The organism is Streptomyces sp. NPDC051104 (assembly GCF_040682835.1).
GTDB classification, from domain to species: domain Bacteria; phylum Actinomycetota; class Actinomycetes; order Streptomycetales; family Streptomycetaceae; genus Streptomyces; species Streptomyces cynarae.
Genome location: NZ_JBFBBS010000001.1, coordinates 366,059 through 382,741, shown reverse-complemented (window position 1 = coordinate 382,741; position 16,683 = coordinate 366,059). Strand labels below are relative to the sequence as shown.

Annotated in this window: 15 protein-coding genes; 9 read left to right on the top strand and 6 right to left on the bottom strand. The window is 72.8% G+C overall.

Annotated elements, in window-relative coordinates; all coding sequences use genetic code 11:
- Nucleotides 1-20 precede the first annotated feature (20 nt).
- Nucleotides 21-1,127, bottom strand: coding sequence for a pyridoxal-phosphate dependent enzyme (locus AB0N14_RS01915; RefSeq protein ID WP_366023782.1), 1,107 nt, complete (start codon nt 1,125-1,127; stop codon nt 21-23).
- 223 nt (nt 1,128-1,350) lie between these two features.
- Here AB0N14_RS01915 and AB0N14_RS01910 point away from each other — a divergent pair, with 223 nt between their 5' ends.
- From AB0N14_RS01910 to AB0N14_RS01890, 5 genes are all read left to right on the top strand, one after another.
- The gene (locus AB0N14_RS01910) at nt 1,351-2,103 is read left to right on the top strand and encodes a GntR family transcriptional regulator (protein WP_366023781.1); all 753 of its coding nucleotides are present in this window, start codon (nt 1,351-1,353) and stop codon (nt 2,101-2,103) included.
- 473 nt (nt 2,104-2,576) lie between these two features.
- The gene (locus tag AB0N14_RS01905; RefSeq protein WP_366023780.1) at nt 2,577-2,759 is read left to right on the top strand and encodes an SPOR domain-containing protein; all 183 of its coding nucleotides are present in this window, start codon (nt 2,577-2,579) and stop codon (nt 2,757-2,759) included.
- 73 nt (nt 2,760-2,832) lie between these two features.
- Complete coding sequence (locus tag AB0N14_RS01900) at nt 2,833-3,249, top strand: (deoxy)nucleoside triphosphate pyrophosphohydrolase (RefSeq protein WP_366023779.1); 417 nt, start codon at nt 2,833-2,835, stop codon at nt 3,247-3,249.
- Nucleotides 3,250-3,593: 344 nt separating this feature from the next.
- Nucleotides 3,594-4,025, top strand: coding sequence for an ATP-binding protein (locus AB0N14_RS01895; RefSeq protein ID WP_366023778.1), 432 nt, complete (start codon nt 3,594-3,596; stop codon nt 4,023-4,025).
- Nucleotides 4,026-4,301: 276 nt separating this feature from the next.
- On the top strand, nt 4,302-6,911 hold the full coding sequence (locus AB0N14_RS01890) for a SpoIIE family protein phosphatase (protein WP_366023777.1): 2,610 nt from the start codon (nt 4,302-4,304) through the stop codon (nt 6,909-6,911).
- Here AB0N14_RS01890 and AB0N14_RS01885 read toward each other — a convergent pair.
- Nucleotides 6,874-8,400, bottom strand: a complete 1,527-nt coding sequence (locus AB0N14_RS01885; RefSeq protein WP_366023776.1) for a hypothetical protein — start codon at nt 8,398-8,400, stop codon at nt 6,874-6,876. The genes AB0N14_RS01890 and AB0N14_RS01885 overlap by 38 nt on opposite strands.
- A gap of 198 nt (nt 8,401-8,598) precedes the next feature.
- On the opposite strand from AB0N14_RS01885, the gene AB0N14_RS01880 reads away from it, so the two are divergent.
- The 3 genes from AB0N14_RS01880 (at nt 8,599) to AB0N14_RS01870 (ending at nt 10,212) form a co-directional block, all read left to right on the top strand.
- Nucleotides 8,599-8,898: a hypothetical protein gene (locus AB0N14_RS01880; protein WP_366023775.1), complete on the top strand. Its 300-nt coding sequence runs from the start codon at nt 8,599-8,601 to the stop codon at nt 8,896-8,898.
- On the top strand, nt 8,895-9,878 hold the full coding sequence (locus AB0N14_RS01875; protein WP_366023774.1) for a phosphotransferase: 984 nt from the start codon (nt 8,895-8,897) through the stop codon (nt 9,876-9,878). Before AB0N14_RS01880 ends, AB0N14_RS01875 begins: the two co-directional genes overlap by 4 nt.
- A gap of 154 nt (nt 9,879-10,032) precedes the next feature.
- Nucleotides 10,033-10,212, top strand: coding sequence for a hypothetical protein (locus tag AB0N14_RS01870; RefSeq protein ID WP_366023773.1), 180 nt, complete (start codon nt 10,033-10,035; stop codon nt 10,210-10,212).
- Here AB0N14_RS01870 and AB0N14_RS01865 read toward each other — a convergent pair.
- The 4 genes from AB0N14_RS01865 to AB0N14_RS01850 are packed head-to-tail and all read right to left on the bottom strand — an operon-like array spanning nt 10,193 to nt 14,096.
- Nucleotides 10,193-10,963, bottom strand: coding sequence for a succinate dehydrogenase/fumarate reductase iron-sulfur subunit (locus tag AB0N14_RS01865; RefSeq protein ID WP_366023772.1), 771 nt, complete (start codon nt 10,961-10,963; stop codon nt 10,193-10,195). The two genes, AB0N14_RS01870 and AB0N14_RS01865, sit on opposite strands and share 20 nt — an antisense overlap.
- Complete coding sequence (locus AB0N14_RS01860; RefSeq protein ID WP_366023771.1) at nt 10,960-12,933, bottom strand: fumarate reductase/succinate dehydrogenase flavoprotein subunit; 1,974 nt, start codon at nt 12,931-12,933, stop codon at nt 10,960-10,962. Before AB0N14_RS01860 ends, AB0N14_RS01865 begins: the two co-directional genes overlap by 4 nt.
- A gap of 18 nt (nt 12,934-12,951) precedes the next feature.
- Complete coding sequence (locus AB0N14_RS01855; protein WP_366023770.1) at nt 12,952-13,785, bottom strand: hypothetical protein; 834 nt, start codon at nt 13,783-13,785, stop codon at nt 12,952-12,954.
- 20 nt (nt 13,786-13,805) lie between these two features.
- The gene (locus tag AB0N14_RS01850; protein WP_263231826.1) at nt 13,806-14,096 is read right to left on the bottom strand and encodes a hypothetical protein; all 291 of its coding nucleotides are present in this window, start codon (nt 14,094-14,096) and stop codon (nt 13,806-13,808) included.
- A gap of 372 nt (nt 14,097-14,468) precedes the next feature.
- Here AB0N14_RS01850 and AB0N14_RS01845 point away from each other — a divergent pair, with 372 nt between their 5' ends.
- Nucleotides 14,469-16,583 (top strand): ABC transporter family substrate-binding protein, encoded by a 2,115-nt coding sequence (locus tag AB0N14_RS01845; protein ID WP_366023769.1) that lies wholly within the window; start codon nt 14,469-14,471, stop codon nt 16,581-16,583.
- Nucleotides 16,584-16,683 lie beyond the last annotated feature (100 nt).

Genomic DNA, 16,683 nt, shown 5'->3' with positions numbered 1-16,683 from the left:
GCGTCCCCGGCCCGGTGGTCTCAGGGGCCGGCCAGCCCCGTCTTCAGCCCCGCCCCGCACAGCGGCACCACCGCACTGCGGGATCCGAGGACCCCCTCCCGTACGGCCGCCCAGCAGGCCACGCCCGTCGACTCCACGTACAGGCCCCGGGACGCCAGATCGAGTTGGGCATGGCGGATCTGGTCCTCGGTCACCGTCAGGAACGTGCCGCCCGAGTCGCGTACCGCGCGCAGGATCTGGCGGGCCCGGGGCGGCCGCGGGATCGCGATCCCCTCGGCCGACGTCGGCCCCGCGGGAGTGACGTCCACCAGGTCCTCGGCGCCCTCCTCCCACGCGCGTGCCAGTGGGGCGACCGCCGCCGCCTGCACCGCGTACAGCACCGGGCGGCGGTCGAGCAGCCCCGCCCCGTACAGCTCCGCGATCGCGAGGGAGGCGCCCAGCAGCAGCGTGCCGTTGCCGACGGGGAGCACGAGCACGTCCGGGAGCCGCCCGCCGAGGTCCTCCCACAGCTCGTGGACGTACGTCTTCGTGCCGTGCAGGAAGTAGGGGTTGAAGACGTGCGACGCGTAGAACACCCCCGGCGCGTCCGCCGCGTCGCGCGCCACCCGCGCCGCCGCCTCACGCCCGCCCTCGACCGGTACCACCCGCGCCCCGTGCGCCTCCATCTGCTCCAGCTTCTTGGCCGAGGTGCCCTCGGGGACGTACACCGTGCACGGCAGCGCGGCCCGGGCGCAGTACGCGGCGATCGCCGTGCCCGCGTTGCCGCTGCTGTCGGCGATCACCTGCCGGGGCTTCAGGCGCAGCGCGAGTTCGGCCAGCAGCACCGCGCCGCGGTCCTTGAAGGACAGTGTCGGCATCAGGAAGTCCAGCTTCGCCGAGATGCCGTCCGTCAGCTCCACGAGCGGTGTACGGCCCTCGCCGAGACTGATGGAGGGCCCCGCGAGCGGCAGCGTCTCCGCGTACCGCCACAGCGAGTTCACCCGGCCGCCGAGGGACTTCAGCGGGGCGGGCGTGGGCGCGAAGTCCAGGTCCAGCGGGCCGCAGCAGACGGGGCAGCACCAGGCGAGCGACTCCGCGGCCACCCGGGTGCCGTCCGCCGGGCAGTAACAGTCCGGCAAAGGTGTCATGCGAGAAGGCTAGTTGTCAGTCTTCTGACTCTCTGTCATGACAGGTGTCCCACTTCCGTGTTCGGGGCAGGTGTGACGGCGTCCACAACGGGGAGAAAGTGCCTGGGTAAAGCCCTCGGCAGGGAGAAGTCATCACATCGGGTGATTCTTTGGCCCGTGCTTGCATGGCGGAACCGACGGTTGCCAGGCTGTTGCTGTCTGTACAACCTGATGGGAGCGGCCAGTGACTTTCGGTGAGCAGCCGGCGTATCTGCGTGTCGCGGGTGATCTGCGCAAGAAGATCGTCGACGGTCTGCTGCCGCCGCACACCCGGCTGCCGTCCCAGGCCCGCATCCGCGAGGAGTACGGCGTCTCGGACACGGTCGCCCTGGAGGCGCGCAAGGTGCTGATGGCCGAGGGGCTGGTGGAGGGCCGCTCCGGGTCGGGCACCTACGTCCGGGAGCGGCCGGATCCGCGGCGCATCGCCCGCTCCGGGTTCCGGCCGGAGAGTGGCGCGACCCCGTTCCGCCAGGAGCAGGCGGACGCCTCCGCGCGCGGGACCTGGGAGTCGCACAGCGAGCAGACGGCGGCGAGCGGCGCGATCGCCGAGCGGCTCGCCATCCAGCCGGGTGACCGGGTGATGTGCACGAAGTACGTGTTCCGGGACGCGGGCGAGGCGATGATGCTGTCCACGTCGTGGGAGCCGCTCGCGCTGACGGGGCGCACCCCCGTGATGCTGCCCGAGGAGGGCCCGCTCGGCGGCATGGGGGTCGTGGAGCGGATGGCGGCCATCGACGTGATCGTGGACAACGTCACGGAGGAGGTCGGCGCCCGCCCCGGCCTCGCGGAGGAACTCCTGGCCCTGGGTGGCGTCCCCGGCCATGTGGTCCTGGTCATCCAGCGGACGTTCTATGCCTCGGGCCGCCCGGTCGAGACGGCGGACGTGGTGGTACCGGCGGACAGGTACCGGGTGGCGTACCACCTGCCGGTGAAGTAGCCGGAAGCCGGTGAAGTAGCCGAAAGGGGGCGGCGCGGCCCGCCTCCGGGAGCACCCGGCACCCGCCTCCGGGAGCACCACGACACCCGCCTCCACGAGCCCCGGCGTCCGTCGCCGACAACCTCACCCCGGCCGTCGCGCCCGTCCTCCCTCAAGTCGCCGTCCCGAGCCCCCGGTTGCCCCGCTGCCCAGGCTGTCCAGCCGCTGCAATCCGGTCGTTTCTCGCCGCCTGACCCCCGGCGCTTCGCGCTGCTCCGCGTGCACCAGGGGCGTGTTAGGGGGCGCGTGTGACGGCGCGCGCTCCCTCTGTCATGGCTGGTTGCGTACCTCTTTGTGAAAAGTCGGATTCGCTGCGTGAAGGTAAGGCGTAGGCTCGGGCATATGCGCAGTGCGGTTTCCTTGGTGGGCGGGGCGCGGCGGAAGCCGGGGGCGGGCCTCGGGCGGGCAGGGGCGGGAAGGAGCAGTGGGGCGCGATGAACGACAGCACGGTCACTCTCCCCTGGCTCGTCATACGGCAGGACGACAACGGCAACCGCTACCGCGTCGGCAGGTACGCCACGCGCGCCGAGGCGCAGAAGATCGTGGACAGCCTCGGCGACCGCGGCCACAAACAGCTCTACTGGGTGGAGCGCGTCGGGCAGAACGGAGGCGCGTGAGCCGCGCCCGTCGCGTGTGGGTGACCCCTCCCGCGTGGGTGACCCGTCGCGCGGCTCCCGTAGGCTCCGGCGCATGACGCAACCGATCGTGGTGGTCGGCGCCGCCGTGCTGGACGGCGGCCGCCTGCTGGCCGCCCGCCGCAGCGCACCCCCGGAACTCGCCGGCGGCTGGGAGCTGCCCGGCGGCAAGGTCGAACCCGGAGAGACCCCCGAGCAGGCCCTCGTGCGCGAACTGCGCGAGGAACTCGGCGTCACGGCGGAGCCGGTCGCACGCGTCCCGGGGGAGTGGCCCCTCAAGCCCGGGTACGTCCTGCGCGTGTGGACCGCCCGCCTCGTCGCCGGCACCCCCGAGCCCCTGCAGGACCACGACGAGCTGCGCTGGCTGACCCGCGAGCAGGTCCGGGACGTCGACTGGCTCGATCAGGACGTCGCGGCGGTCGAAGCGGTACGGGCCGCGTGGCAGCCGCTCCCGCACCACGGCGCCTCGTAGAGCCAGGAACTCCCGCCCTCCGAGCGGGCCACGACAGTTCGGCGACCGTGCCCGGGCCGTGTTGAACTCGGGCTCCTGTGCATGGATACGGTAAAACCTGTGCCCGCTTTGTGAACGGCCTCCGCCGCCGCGCAGGCCGGAATGACACCGTCCCCACCTGCGGAAAAGCCGCAAGTCGCGCCCCGGAGCGGGGGCGTCCCGGTCTCTCGGCGGCTGGTGGTGATGGGGCTGATGTTGCGCCAGGGGCTGGCGCCCCATACGCCGTTCGTGCCACAGTGCGCCCCAGTGCGCGGTAAGGCGCCATTGATATCGGGTATGTGCCCATTAACCCCACGAAACCGGACATGGGTGGGCTTCTGGCCTGGGAAGTGATCGGCGTGCTCGACACTCAAGGCGAAAGCGCCGAGTGGACGTTCCCCGCAGACCCCGGTGCGGTCCGCACCGCCCGCGCCGTAGTCCGGGGCCAGCTGCGGACCTGGGGTCTCGACGAGCTCGGCGATGTCGCCGCGCTGCTGGTCAGCGAGCTGGTCACCAACTCGATGCGGCACGCCACGGGCCCCATCGGCGTCCGCCTCGTCCGGGCCGCCGGCCCCGTGCCCACCCTGCGCGTCGAGGTCTCCGACCCGCTCCCCGACTTCCCCCGCGAGCGTAAGGCCCGCTCCGACGAGGAGGACGGCCGCGGTCTGCAGCTGGTCGCCCACTCCTCGCGCCGCTGGGGCACCCGGCCGGCGGACAGCGGAAAGACGGTCTGGTTCGAGCTCGCGGTTCCCTGCTGACCGCGCTCATCCGGTGCACGGCAGCGCGCCGCGGGCGCGGCCGGCGGGGCGTGCACCGACCGATCGGATCGCGCCAGGAGCGCGGGCGGCGTTCTTTGGTTCGAGCGGGCACCACCTGGTTAGAAGACTGGGAGTATTGCCCGGCCGGTCCAAAAACCATCGGGATCGTGCTGTGATCGTGAACACCGTGTTGTGCGGCACCGTAGTGCTGGATACTGCGGGCAGCCGCCCCCGGTGACCGGTGCCGGACGCGGTGAGCTGGAGGGGACGGTTCGCGTGAGCGAGATACCAGCGAAGGCCACGGAGTCCGAGGACCCGTCGGACGGCGCGAGGGGCGGGGCCGCGGTCGATGCCGCCGCGGCCGTCGAACCGCGCGACCCGGCGGGCGGCCCCCTGTGGCAGAGCAGTCCGCCCGGCTCCATCTACGACTACATCAAGGTCGCCTCCTTCTCCCTCGGCCCCGACGGGCTCGTCGACCAGTGGAGCCTGCGCGCCGAGCATCTCTTCGGCATCCCCGCCGAGCGGGCCGTGGGCATGGACCCCATAGAGGCGTTCGTCGCCCCGGACCTGCGCGAGCGCGGCCAGCGCAAGATGGCCGAGATCCTGGACGGCCGCGAGTGGACCGGCGTCATCCCCTTCCGGCTGCCCGACGCGGAGCGGACCGAGGGGCTCGCCGAGGTCTATGTGATGCCCACCACGACCGAGGACGGCGAACAGGGCGCGGTGTGCATCATCGTCGACGCCCGCACCCTCCGCAGCATCGAGACCGACCTCGCCGCCTCGCAGGCGATATTCGGCCAATCTCCCTTCGGCTTCCTGCTGATCGACTCCGACCTGCGGGTACGCCGCGCCAACGAGCGGTTCGCCTCCACGTTCGGCGGCACGCCCGCCGAACACCGCGGCCGCACCGTCCACGACTACCTGCAGTCCCCGGAGGCCGAGCGCATCACCGCCACGCTGCGGCGCGTCCTGGAGACCGGCCAGTCCATCACGGACATGCACATCGCGGGGTCCGTCCCCGGCTCCGACGAGCGCAAGCACTGGTCCGTCAACCTCTACCGGGTGCACAGCGGCAGCGGCCGGCCCATCGGTATCGCCTGGCTCGGAACCGACATCACCGCGCGCCGCGCCGCCGCCCGCGAGGCCGCCGCCGCCCGCCGCAACCTCGCCCTGCTGAACGAGGCCGGCGCCCGCATCGGCAACTCCCTCGACCTGGAGACCACCGCCCGCGAACTCCTCGACGTCGTCGTGCCCGGCTTCTGCGACCTCGCCACCGTCGACCTCTACCAGGGGCTCCTGGCCGGCGACGAGACACCGCCGGGCCTGCCCGACGGCAGCGCCGAGCTGCGCCGCGTCGCGTTCGCCAGCGCCGTCTCGGACGCGCCCCTGGCCGGCGGGCCCGCGCCCGTCGAGGTCGGCGCGGTGCACCATTTCTCCTTCAACTCGGCCTTCGCCGACGCCCTGCGCACCGCGCGCCCACGGCACATCTCCGCCGAGGACGGCGGCCTGATCCAGTCCACCCTCGCGGTCCCGATGGTCGCGCACGACACCGTGGTCGGCCTGGCCCAGTTTTCCCGCACGAAGGGCAGCGAGCCGTTCGGGGAACGCGACCGCGCGCTCGCCGTGGAGCTCGCCGCGCGCGCCGCGGTCTGCATCGACAACGCGCGCCTGTACCGCCGTGAGCACGAACGGGCGCTGATCCTGCAGCGGTCCCTGCTGCCGCCGGGTGACCCGGAGGCCTCCGGCCTGGACATCGCCTGCCGGTATCTGCCGGGAAACGCGGCCACCGGGCGGCCGAGCGAGGTCGGGGGCGACTGGTTCGACGTCATCGAACTCCCCGGCCATCGCACCGCGTTGGTGGTCGGCGACGTCATGGGCCGGGGCCTGCGCGCCGCCGTCGCCATGGGCGAACTCCGCACCGCGGTGCGCACCCTGGCCCAGCTCGACCTCGAACCGGCCGAAGTCCTCGCGCAACTGGACGAGATCGCGCGCGGCCTCGGCGCCCCTGGAGGTGTCCAGCAGGCCACCCGTGCCGCCCGCCGGCCCCGCGAGGCCGACCTGTCCGAGGTCTACCTCGCGACCTGTGTGTACGCGGTCTACGACTCGGTGACGCGCCGCTGCACCTTCGCCAACGCCGGCCATCTGCCGCCGGTGCTCGTCGAGCCGGGCGAGGCCGCGCTGATGCTGGACGTGCCGCCCGGGATGCCCCTGGGGGTGGGCGGCGAGCCGTTCGAGGAGGTCGAGGTCGAACTCCCGGAGGGCGCGCTGCTGGCGCTCTACACGGACGGCCTGGTGGAGTCCCGCGACCACCCCCTGGACGAGGGCCTGCAGGCGTTCGTCGGCGCCCTCACCGACCCCTCCCAGCCACTGGAGGACGTCTGCGACCACGTCCTCGCCACTCTGGACACCCATCACGGCGAGGACGACATCGCGTTGCTGATGGCACGTGTGCAGGGACTGCCGGCCGACTCCGTCGGCGACTGGACGCTGCCCCGCGAGCCGCGCAGCGTGGGCCGGGCCCGGGAATACGCGCGCGGACAGCTGCTCAGCTGGGACCTCGAACCGCTGGTCGACACCACCGAACTCCTCGTCAGCGAGCTGGTCACCAACGCGTTGCGCTACGGCGAGGGCGAGATCAGACTCCGGCTGCTCCTTGACCGGACGCTCGTGTGCGAGGTGTGGGACTCGGGCCTGGTCCAGCCGCGCCGCCGCCGCGCCCGGGACACCGACGAGGGCGGCCGTGGGCTGCAACTGGTCGGCATGCTCTCCGCGGCCTGGGGTTCGCGCCGTACGCCGCGCGGCAAGACGGTGTGGTTCGAACTCCCGCTGCCGGGCGGCGAGGGCGGCGTCACGGACCCGGCGGAGGCGTTGCTGAGTCTGTTCTAGGCGCCGGGTCCGTGTTTCCCAGCCAGGGCCGGCTCTCGGCCGGCGCCGTCCGGAACAGCTCGCCGCCGTCCCTGCGCCCCCGGGTGGCCGGCCCACCGAAGCTCGCGGGTCCGCCGTGGCCGCCAGGGCCGTGCCGCGCTTCGAGCAGGATGCCGCCGAACACGGCGCCGCCCGTCCACAGACCCTCGCCGTACGGCGTCCCGTACGTCCGTACGTCCCGCTCCGCGAGCCGGCGGGCCTCCCGGGCGAATGCGTCGGCCTCACGGGCGTCGGCGAGGGCGTCGGCCGGCGCGGGGACGGGGGGCACAGCGGTGTTCACCGCACCGCGCAGCCGCCGCTCGGCCTCGGCGAGCCGCGTCCGCGCCTCCCAGCCGACGGCGCCGCGGTGCGTGGTCACATGGTCGGCGGCCGCCCCGACGGTGCTGCGGGCCACGAGCACGGCCCGCTCGAGCCGCCCCGGCGCCCCGGAACCCCGCGCGACTCGATGCAGGGCCCGGTCCAGCCCCAGGGCCACCTGTTCGATGCGCCGCAGCGCGCCCACGGGGTCGTAGGGCCCCTCCCCGTTCCGCTCCTCCCGCACCCGCGCCACCGCCGACTCGGCGTGGGCGATCGCCCGGGCGGTGTCCGTGCCCAGGAGCCCGCGGGCCTCGGCGAAGTCGGCCTCCATGTCGGTCAGGGCCGTGGGCAGGCGATCCGCCGCCGCCGTCAGGTCCGCGGCGAGCCGGCCCACACCGTCCACGAGGACCGTCGCCTGGTCGGTCGCGGCCTCGGCGGCGCGCAGCAGGGCCACCGCGTCGTCCGTCGCGCCGTCCCCCATCGCCTGCCGCGCCCGGTGGAGCACGGTCGCGGCGAAGAGCAGCCGGTCCTTCGCCTGGTCGTCGTGGCCGGCCACCGGCAGACAGGCCGACAGGGCGTACCGCGCGCGCATCTCGGCGAGCGTGCGGTCCGCCTCCGGGACCCGTGCCGTCACCTCCCGCAGCCGTGCCTCGGCACGCTCCAGCGCCTCGCCCGCGGTCCGCTCCAGTGCGCGGATCCGGTCGAACTCGGGCGCCTGAGCGTCCAGTCGCCGCCCGGCCGCCTCGCACCGCTCGACGACCTCCTCCAGCAGCCCCCGCGCCTGTCCCTCCCCGTCGTCGAACCGCTGCCGCAGCCGGAACGCCTGTGCCAGCTCCACCGCGGCGAACTCCACCGCCTCGGCACACTCCCGTACCGCCGCGTCCCCGAACGCCTCGGCCGCGCGGCCGAGTTCCTCCCGGCTGGTGCGCACACAGTCGTCGGTCTCGACGAGCAACCGCCGCGCCCGCCGATCGAGTTCGTCGAGCGGTACGACGGTGGGCAGCATCCCGCCGGGTGTCGTACGGGTCGCCGCGCGCAGCCTGCGCCGCACCGACGCGTACGCCGCCACGGCGACGGCCGCGACCGCGGCGACCAGCGGCAGCACGAGATCCCCGGTGGAGGTCTGGTGCGGCACCAGCACCACGGCGAACACGACAGGCACCCTCCGCGCGGCTCGGAACACGGCGGCCGTGCGCGGTCGGCGTCGACGGTGGGGCGGCGTCACATTTCGGAGCGTATGGCTGAATACGCGGCACCGCGACCGGGGTGCGGCGCCTGATGTACGGGGGATGGATCTGGTTCTACGCAGCGGTTGGTGCCATGATCAGGCCAACGAACCGCCGGGGGCGCGATGCTGCACATCACCTCACTGATCGCCGTGTACGTGGTCGTGGTGCTCCAGGCGGTCGCGGGCATCCTGGTCCTCACGACCGGCCGGGTCGGGCCCTGGGCGCGAACGGAGCTCCCGCGGCCGCGTCTGTGGGACTTTGGAGCGCTGTGCTTCGCCGCGGGCCTGGGGCTGTGCAGGTACGGCTCCACCGTGCGCGACCTCACCGTCCTCGATGTCGTCTCCGCCATCGGCCTGGCCCTGATGATGTCCGGCGCGGTGCTCCAGTTCCGCGCCCGGCACGTCGGCCGCGCACCGGTATGACGGCCGCCCGGACGCCCCTCGGCCGCGACGCCCTCGCCCCCCTGGCGCGCGCCGCGCTCGGCCCCACCCGCCGCCTGGACACCGTCACCCGGCTGCGCGGCGGCTCGAAGAAGGGCGTCTACCGCCTCACCCTCGACGACGGCTCCACCGCGATCGCCTACGTCTGGTCACCCGACGAGGACTACTGGGACGCTCCGCCCGCCGACCCCCGCGACCCCTTCTCGCACGCCTCGGGCCTCGACCTGTTCACGGCGTCGCACGACCGTCTCACGGCCCTCGGCATCCGCACACCGAGCCTGCTGTTCGCCGACCCCACCCACACGCACCTGCCCGCGGACGCCGCGATCGTCGAGGACCTCCCCGGCGGCACCCTGGAGGAGCTGCTGCGCCGCGACCCCCACGCGGCGACCGGCCCGCTGAAGGACCTCGCCGCCACCCTGGCCGCGATGCGCGCCCACACCGCCCCCCGCTTCGGCAAGGTCGCCGTCGTCGACGACGGCGGATCCGCGCACGGCGCCTCGTGCGAAGCCGTCGTACGGGACCGCGCACTGCGGGACACCGAGGAGGCCGCGGCCCGCGAGCCCCGTGCCGCGGCCGTACGCGACCGGCTCGACCACCGCCTGCACGAGCTCTTCGCGGCGGTGCGCCCCCGGGCCCGCCACATCGTCGTCCACGGCGAACTGGGCCCCGACCACGTCCTGCTGGACGCGGAGGGCCGTCCGGCACTGATCGACATCGAAGGAATGATGTACTTCGACGCCGAGTGGGAGCACGTCTTCCTCCAGCTCCGCTTCGGCCCCCACTACGACGCCCTGCGCACCGACGACCTCGACGCGGACCGGCTGCGCCTGTACCGGCTCGCCCTGCACCTCTCCCTGGTGGCGGGCCCCCTCAGGCTCCTCGACGGCGACTACCCGGAACCGGGGCCGATGCGGGGCATCGCGGAACACAACCTCGAGCGCGCACTGGAGTTCGTGTGACGATGACCGGCACGCACTGGGTCCTGGCAGGGTGACCGCGTCGGCGCTGCCGGCGGGCGTGGTGACGGGTGTCGCCGCGATCGCGACGGGCTGGGTGCCGCCGTGGGGCGGGAGCAGGATCATGCGGCCGAGGCTGTAGGGCTACGGCACGCCGGTGGGCGCCGTCGGCATGTCCGGCTACGCGTTCCTCGGCCCCCTCAACGGCGCCCCCTTCGCCCATATGCCCCTCGCGGCCATGGGCTTCGGGCTGTATCTGGCCGGCACGGCGTCGCAGTTGTCGGCCCGGCGACCCGACCGCACCCGGGACGCCGCTGCTACGAAGAACGCCTCCTGATCTTCGAACCCAGCCACACCAGGGGGTCGTACTTGCGGTCGACCGCCCGTTCCTTCAGCGGGATCAGGGCGTTGTCCGTGATCCTGATGCCCTCGGGGCAGACCTCCGTGCAGCACTTGGTGATGTTGCAGTAGCCGAGGCCGTGTTCGTCCTGGGCCGCGCGCTTGCGGTCCAGGCCCCGCTCGGCCGCCGCGTCCAGCGGGTGCATGTCCAGTTCCGCGACCCGCATGAGGTAGCGCGGGCCCGCGAACGCCTGCTTGTTCTCCTCGTGGTCGCGCACCACATGGCAGGTGTTCTGGCACAGGAAGCACTCAATGCACTTGCGGAACTCCTGCGAGCGGTCCACGTCCTCCTGCATCATGCGGTACTCGCCCGGGCCGAGCCCCGCGGGCGGGACGAAGGCCGGGACCTCGCGCGCCTTCTCGTAGTTGAAGCCGACGTCCGTCACCAGGTCGCGGATCACCGGGAAGGTGCGCAGGGGAGTGACGGTGATCGTCTCCTCCCGGTCGAACACCGACATCCGTGTCATGCACATCAGCCGCGGCCGCCCGTTGATCTCCGCCGAGCACGAACCGCACTTGCCGGCCTTGCAGTTCCAGCGCACCGCGAGATCCGGGGCCTGGGTGGCCTGCAGACGGTGGATGATGTCCAGCACCACCTCGCCGTCGTTGACCTCGACCTTGAACTCCTCCAGGCCGCCGCCGCTCGCATCGCCCCGCCACACCTTGAAGCGGGCTTCGTAGCTGCTCATTCGTACAGCTCCTCTTCGGCGAGGTACTTCACCAGCTCCTCCTTCTCGAAGAGGGCGAGCAGGTCGGGGCGGATGGGTTCGGTGGTCTCCCGGGTGAGCGCGATCTGGCCGCGGACCGGGTCCGTCGCCGCCAGGCCCTCGGTCGGGTCGGTGAGCCGGCACAGCAGGTTGACCCGCCGCCACGCCCGGTCCATCGACGGGAAGTCCTCGCGGGTGTGACCGCCGCGCGACTCCGTGCGCTCCAGCGCGGCCCGCGCCACGCACTCGCTGACCAGCAGCATGTTCCGCAGGTCCAGCGCCAGATGCCAGCCCGGGTTGTACTGCCGGTGCCCCTCGACGCCCGCCCGGCGCGCCCGCACCCGCAGCTCCGCCAGCTTCTTCAGCGCCTGCTGCATCTCCGACTCGCGGCGGATGATGCCGACCAGGTCGTTCATGGTCCGCTGGAGTTCCTGGTACAGGGCGTAGGGGTTCTCCGGCGGGCGGCCCTCCGCCCCGATGTCCTCGCCGGGCGCCGGACCCTCCGCCGAGAACGGGCGCAGCGCCTCGGCCGCCGCCGTGTCCACCTGGACGTCGTCCACGCGCGGCCGCTCGGCCAGCCCCATGGCGTACTGCGCGGCGTGCAGACCGGCCCGGCGCCCGAACACCAGCAGGTCGGAGAGCGAGTTGCCGCCCAGCCGGTTGGATCCGTGCATCCCGCCGGCCACCTCCCCGGCCGCGTACAGGCCCGCGACCCCACGGGCCCCCGCCGTGTCCGAGTCGACCGCCACACCGCCCATCACGTAGTGGCAGGTCGGTCCGACCTCCATCGCCTCGGCGGTGATGTCGACGTCCGCCAGCTCCTTGAACTGGTGGTACATCGACGGCAGCCGGCGCCGGACGACCTCGGCGGGCATGCGCGTCGACACATCCAGGAAGACACCTCCGTGCGGGGAGCCGCGGCCCGCCTTCACCTCGGCGTTGATGGCGCGCGCCACCTCGTCCCGGGGCAGCAGCTCGGGCGGGCGGCGGTTGTGGTCCGGGTCGTCGTACCAGCGGTCGGCCTCCGCCTCCGTCTCCGCGTACTTCTCCTTGAAGACGTCGGGGATGTAGTCGAACATGAACCGCTTGCCGCCTGCGTTCATGAGCACCCCGCCGTCGCCGCGCACCGACTCGGTGACGAGGATGCCCTTCACCGACGGCGGCCAGACCATGCCCGTCGGGTGGAACTGCACGAACTCCATGTTCAGCAGCGGCGCCCCGGCGAGCAGCGCCAGCGCGTGCCCGTCGCCGGTGTACTCCCATGAGTTCGACGTCACCTTGAAGGACTTGCCGATGCCGCCCGTCGCGATCACGACGGCGGGCGCCTCCAGCACGAAGAAGCGGCCCGACTCGCGCTCGTAGGCGAAGACACCCGACACCCGGTCCCCCGCGGCGGAGCCGCTGTCAGGCACAGTCTTGAGGATCCGGGTGACCGTGCACTCCTGGAACACCTTCAGCCGGGACTCGTAGTCGCCGGTCTCCTCCTTGTCCTCCTGCTGGAGTGCGACGACCTTCTGCTGGAGCGTGCGGATCAGCTCGAGCCCCGTACGGTCACCGACGTGCGCCAGGCGCGGGTACTCGTGGCCGCCGAAGTTGCGCTGGGAGATCTTCCCGTCCTGCGTACGGTCGAAGAGGGCACCCCAGGTCTCCAGCTCCCAGACCCGGTCGGGCGCCTCGCGCGCGTGCAGCTCCGCCATCCGCCACTGGTTGAGGAACTTCCCGCCGCGCATGGTGTCGCGGAAGTGCACCTGCCAGTCGTCGTGCGGGTTGGCGTTGCCCATCGCCGCCGCGATGCCGCCCTCCGCCATCACCGTGTGCGCCTTGCCGAACAGCGACTTGCAGATCACGGCCGTGCGGGCGCCGCGCTCGCGGGCCTCGATGGCGGCGCGCAGCCCGGCGCCGCCGGCCCCGACCACGACCACGTCCCACTCCTGCCGGTCGACCACGGACATCAGAAGGCCTCACTGTCGTCAGAAGAAGCGCGGATCGGCGAAGGCGCCGGACGCCACCAGGTACACGTAGAAGTCGGCGAGGGCCACGCTGACCAGGGACGCCCACGCCAGCAGCATGTGCCGGGCGTTGAGCCGGCTGATGAACACCCACGTCCGGTACCGCAACGGGTGCCGGGAGAAGTGCTTGAGCTTTCCGCCGACGATGTGCCGGCAGGAGTGGCAGGAGAGCGTGTACGCCCAGATCAGCGCGATGTTCACCAGGAAGACCAGGGTGCCGAGCCCCATGTGGCCCCAGCGGTAGTGCTGGTCGCGGAAGGCGAGCACGGTGTCGTAGGTGAGGACGCCCGCCACCAGGAGCGCCGCGTAGAAGAAGTACCGGTGGACGTTCTGCAGGATCAGCGGGAAGCGGGTCTCGCCGGTGTACGTCTTGTGCGGCTCCGCCACCGCGCAGGCCGGGGGCGACGCCCAGAAGCCGCGGTAGTAGGCCTTGCGGTAGTAGTAGCAGGTCAGGCGGAAGCCCAGCGGGAAGATCAGGATGATGATCGCCGGGGAGATCGCCCACCAGCTGCCGAAGAGGTCCGCGTTGGGCCCCGCGTGCATGGTCCGGCACCGCTCCGCCAGGCACGGAGAGTAGAACGGCGAGACGTACGGCGCGGCGTAGTAGTGCGCGTCGGCGAAGGCGCGCCAGGTCGAGTACACGACGAAGGCCAGCAGCCCGGCGGCGGTGCCGGCCGGGGCCAGCCACCAGCGGTCGGTGCGCAGGTGGCGCCCGGGGATCGCGGCGCGCCTGCCGGTCCGCTCGCCGCCGGGCGCGGCGGCGTGGGTGTCGGGGGATTCGGTGCCAGTGGCCAACTTGGGACGCACCTTCTTCGTCAGGGGGCGTGCCGGTCGCGGGCGCCGAGACCCTCGTCGTCCGAGTCCGTCCACAGGGTGGTGTCGTACGGGGTGTCGGGGATGGCGACGAGATCGGGCCGCCGCAATGCGCCTGCCGCACTGGCCGCCTCGCGCAGCAGCGCCACGCTCTCGCGCAGGTGGTCGGCGTCGGTGCGGACTCGGCGGATGTCGAGCCCGCCGCTGCCCATCTGCCGCTCCAGCCGCCCCACCGACCGGCACAGGTCGTCGAGGCAGCGCTGGACCGATGTCAGTTCCTCGTGCACGGACATGACGTGACCTCGCTTCCACGGGTCCCTCGGACCGGGCCGGCAACGCTCATGCGCCTGCGAGTGTTGCGCGTCACACCGACCGTAGGGAAGGGACATGCAGCGATTGGCCGACGCACGGGGGTGTGTGCGGGTGCGTTTTCGAATCTCCCGCCACGCCGGGGTGGAGGCAGCGGGGGACCGGACAGGCGGTCGGCTGCGCCACATGGGTGAGCTTGCCCCGCCGCGTCGTCGTGTCGTCGCATCCCGCCGCCCCCTTTCCTCTTCAGTGGGCGCATACATCCGATCAGCTCCAAATACCCCCAATGCTTCCAAACCGGATCATAGCGCCCCAACCCCGCTCATCCGCGGAGCGGCCCCTCGGAGGTAGACGTGATGTCCCACGACGGCGTCGGACCGCGCGCGGTACTGCGCTCGGTCGCATTCCTCACCGCGGGAACCCTCGCGGCCTCGGCGCTCGCCGCCTGCAGCGCCGACGACGAGCAGAAGAGCAAGCCGGTCGCCGCGCAGGACGTCGCTCCCGCCGCCCGCGCCCTCGTCGCCGACGGAGGCACCCTGCGCTGGGCCGTCGACGCCGTGCCCGAGACCCTGAACACCTTCCAGGCGGACGCCGACGCCACGACCACCCGGATCGCGGGCGCCGTCCTGCCCTCCCTGTTCCGGCTGGACGCGCAGGGCCGACCGCAGCGCGATCCGGACTTCCTGGAGTCCGCCAAGGTGGTGTCGACCGAGCCCAAGCAGGTCGTCGTCTACCGCCTCAACCAGCAGGCCGTCTGGAGCGACGGCCGGGAGATCGGTGCCGACGACTTCGCCGCCCAGTGGCGCGCCCTCGCCGGCAAGGACAACGCCTACTGGACTGCCCGCAACGCCGGCTACGACCGCATCGAGAAGGTGGAGCGCGGCGCGAACAACCTCGAGGTCAAGGTCACCTTCGGCAAGCCGTACGCCGACTGGCGGTCGCTGTTCTCGCCGCTGTACCCGAAGGACGTCACGGGCACCCCGGACAGCTTCAACGACGCGGCCAGACACGGCCTGAAGGTCACCGCCGGGCCCTTCTCCCTCGCCAAGGTGGACAGCAAGGGCGGGGAGGTCGCCCTCACCCGCAATCCGCGCTGGTGGGGACGGCCCGCCAAGCTCTCCCAGATCGTGCTCGTGGCCGTGCCGCTCGACCAGCGGTCCGCCGCGCTCGCCGACGGCAAGGTCGACATGGCGGAGGTGAACCCGGAGGACGCCGAGCGGATCACCCTCGCCGCCCGCGACAAGGGCAGCAAGCCCCTTCAGGGCCCCTCCGCGCCCCCCAGCGGCGCCACGGGCGCGCCCGGCGCCGCGCCGCAGCAGGCCCTGCGCGGCTTCGTGATCCGCAAGTCCCTGGAACCCGCCTACACCCAGCTCGCCCTCAACGGCTCCCGGGGCCCCCTCACCGACGAGCGGGTGCGCCGCGCGATCGCCCGCGCCCTGGACCGCACCGAGCTGGCCGGGCTGGTCCTCAAGCCGCTCGGCCTGCCCGCCGTGCCGGTCGGCAGCCACCTCGCGCTCGCCGGGCAGGACGCCTACCAGGACAACAGCGGCTCCCTCGGCAAACAGGACACCGCCCAGGCGCAGGCGCTGCTGGCCGAGGCGGGCTGGGTGCCCGGCGGCCCGGTCAAGGAGGAGCCGAAAAAGAAGAAGAGCGCGGCCGGACCCCAGGGCCACGAGGCGGAGCACGGGGACGGCACGGGCAACGACGGCGCCCACATCGTCGGCCAGGACGACAAGCCGCCCGCCCAGCACGACCCCCGCGACCACGCGAACAAGCCCGCCGACGAACAGGCGGGCAGGCACCTCGACGGCGAGCTCCAGCAGGAGCACGGCCGGCGTCCGGGCGGGGCGCCGGGGGCGTACGCGCCCAAGGGCACGGCCGCGCCGGGCGGTGCCGCCTCCGGGGCGCTCGCCAAGGACGGCAAGGCGCTGCAGCTGCGGTTCGTGCTGCCCTCCGGACCGGCCTCGAAGGCCCTGCGGACCGTCGGCGACCGCATCGCCCGCATGCTTCAGAAGGTCGGGATCCGCACGGAGATCACCGACGTCCCCGACGACAGCTACTTCAAGGACCACGTCGCGTCCGGGGACTACGACCTGGCGCTGTACTCCTGGCCCGCGACCGCGTTCCCCGCGACCGACGCCCGGCCGATCTTCGCCAAGCCGGTACCGGCGGCGGACGGCTCACTGAGCGTCGAACAGAACTACACGCGGGTCGGCACCGACCAGGTGGACCAGCTCTTCGACCAGGCGATCGCCACGCTGGACGAGGACGAGGAACGGGACCTGGTCCGCAAGGCCGACGCCCGTATCTGGGCCACGGCGGCCTCGATTCCGCTCTACCAGCGCCCCCAGCTCACCGCCACCCGCACCAACCTGGCGAACGCGGGCTCGTTCGGCTTCGAGACCCCGGTCTACGAGGACATGGGCTACCTGAAGAAGGGCGCAAAACCGTCCCCGAGCCCGTCGTCGTAGCTGCCGGATCCGCAGGACCTGCCGTAGCCGCCGTAGCTGCGGGCAGTCGTGCCGCTGGGGCGGCACGGGTGGGCGCAGCGGCACCTGCCAGCGCCGGGAA

Excerpts from the sequence above, each read along its gene's own strand:
- AB0N14_RS01915 (WP_366023782.1), bottom strand. The coding sequence starts at position 1,127 with ATGACACCTTTGCCGGACTGTTACTGCCCGGCGGACGGCACCCGGGTG.
- AB0N14_RS01865 (WP_366023772.1), bottom strand. The coding sequence starts at position 10,963 with ATGAGCAGCTACGAAGCCCGCTTCAAGGTGTGGCGGGGCGATGCGAGC.
- AB0N14_RS01850 (WP_263231826.1), bottom strand. The coding sequence starts at position 14,096 with ATGTCCGTGCACGAGGAACTGACATCGGTCCAGCGCTGCCTCGACGAC.
- AB0N14_RS01880 (WP_366023775.1), top strand. The coding sequence starts at position 8,599 with ATGCTGCACATCACCTCACTGATCGCCGTGTACGTGGTCGTGGTGCTC.
- AB0N14_RS01895 (WP_366023778.1), top strand. The coding sequence starts at position 3,594 with ATGGGTGGGCTTCTGGCCTGGGAAGTGATCGGCGTGCTCGACACTCAA.
- AB0N14_RS01860 (WP_366023771.1), bottom strand. The coding sequence starts at position 12,933 with ATGTCCGTGGTCGACCGGCAGGAGTGGGACGTGGTCGTGGTCGGGGCC.
- AB0N14_RS01845 (WP_366023769.1), top strand. The coding sequence starts at position 14,469 with ATGTCCCACGACGGCGTCGGACCGCGCGCGGTACTGCGCTCGGTCGCA.
- AB0N14_RS01875 (WP_366023774.1), top strand. The coding sequence starts at position 8,895 with ATGACGGCCGCCCGGACGCCCCTCGGCCGCGACGCCCTCGCCCCCCTG.
- AB0N14_RS01900 (WP_366023779.1), top strand. The coding sequence starts at position 2,833 with ATGACGCAACCGATCGTGGTGGTCGGCGCCGCCGTGCTGGACGGCGGC.
- AB0N14_RS01905 (WP_366023780.1), top strand. The coding sequence starts at position 2,577 with ATGAACGACAGCACGGTCACTCTCCCCTGGCTCGTCATACGGCAGGAC.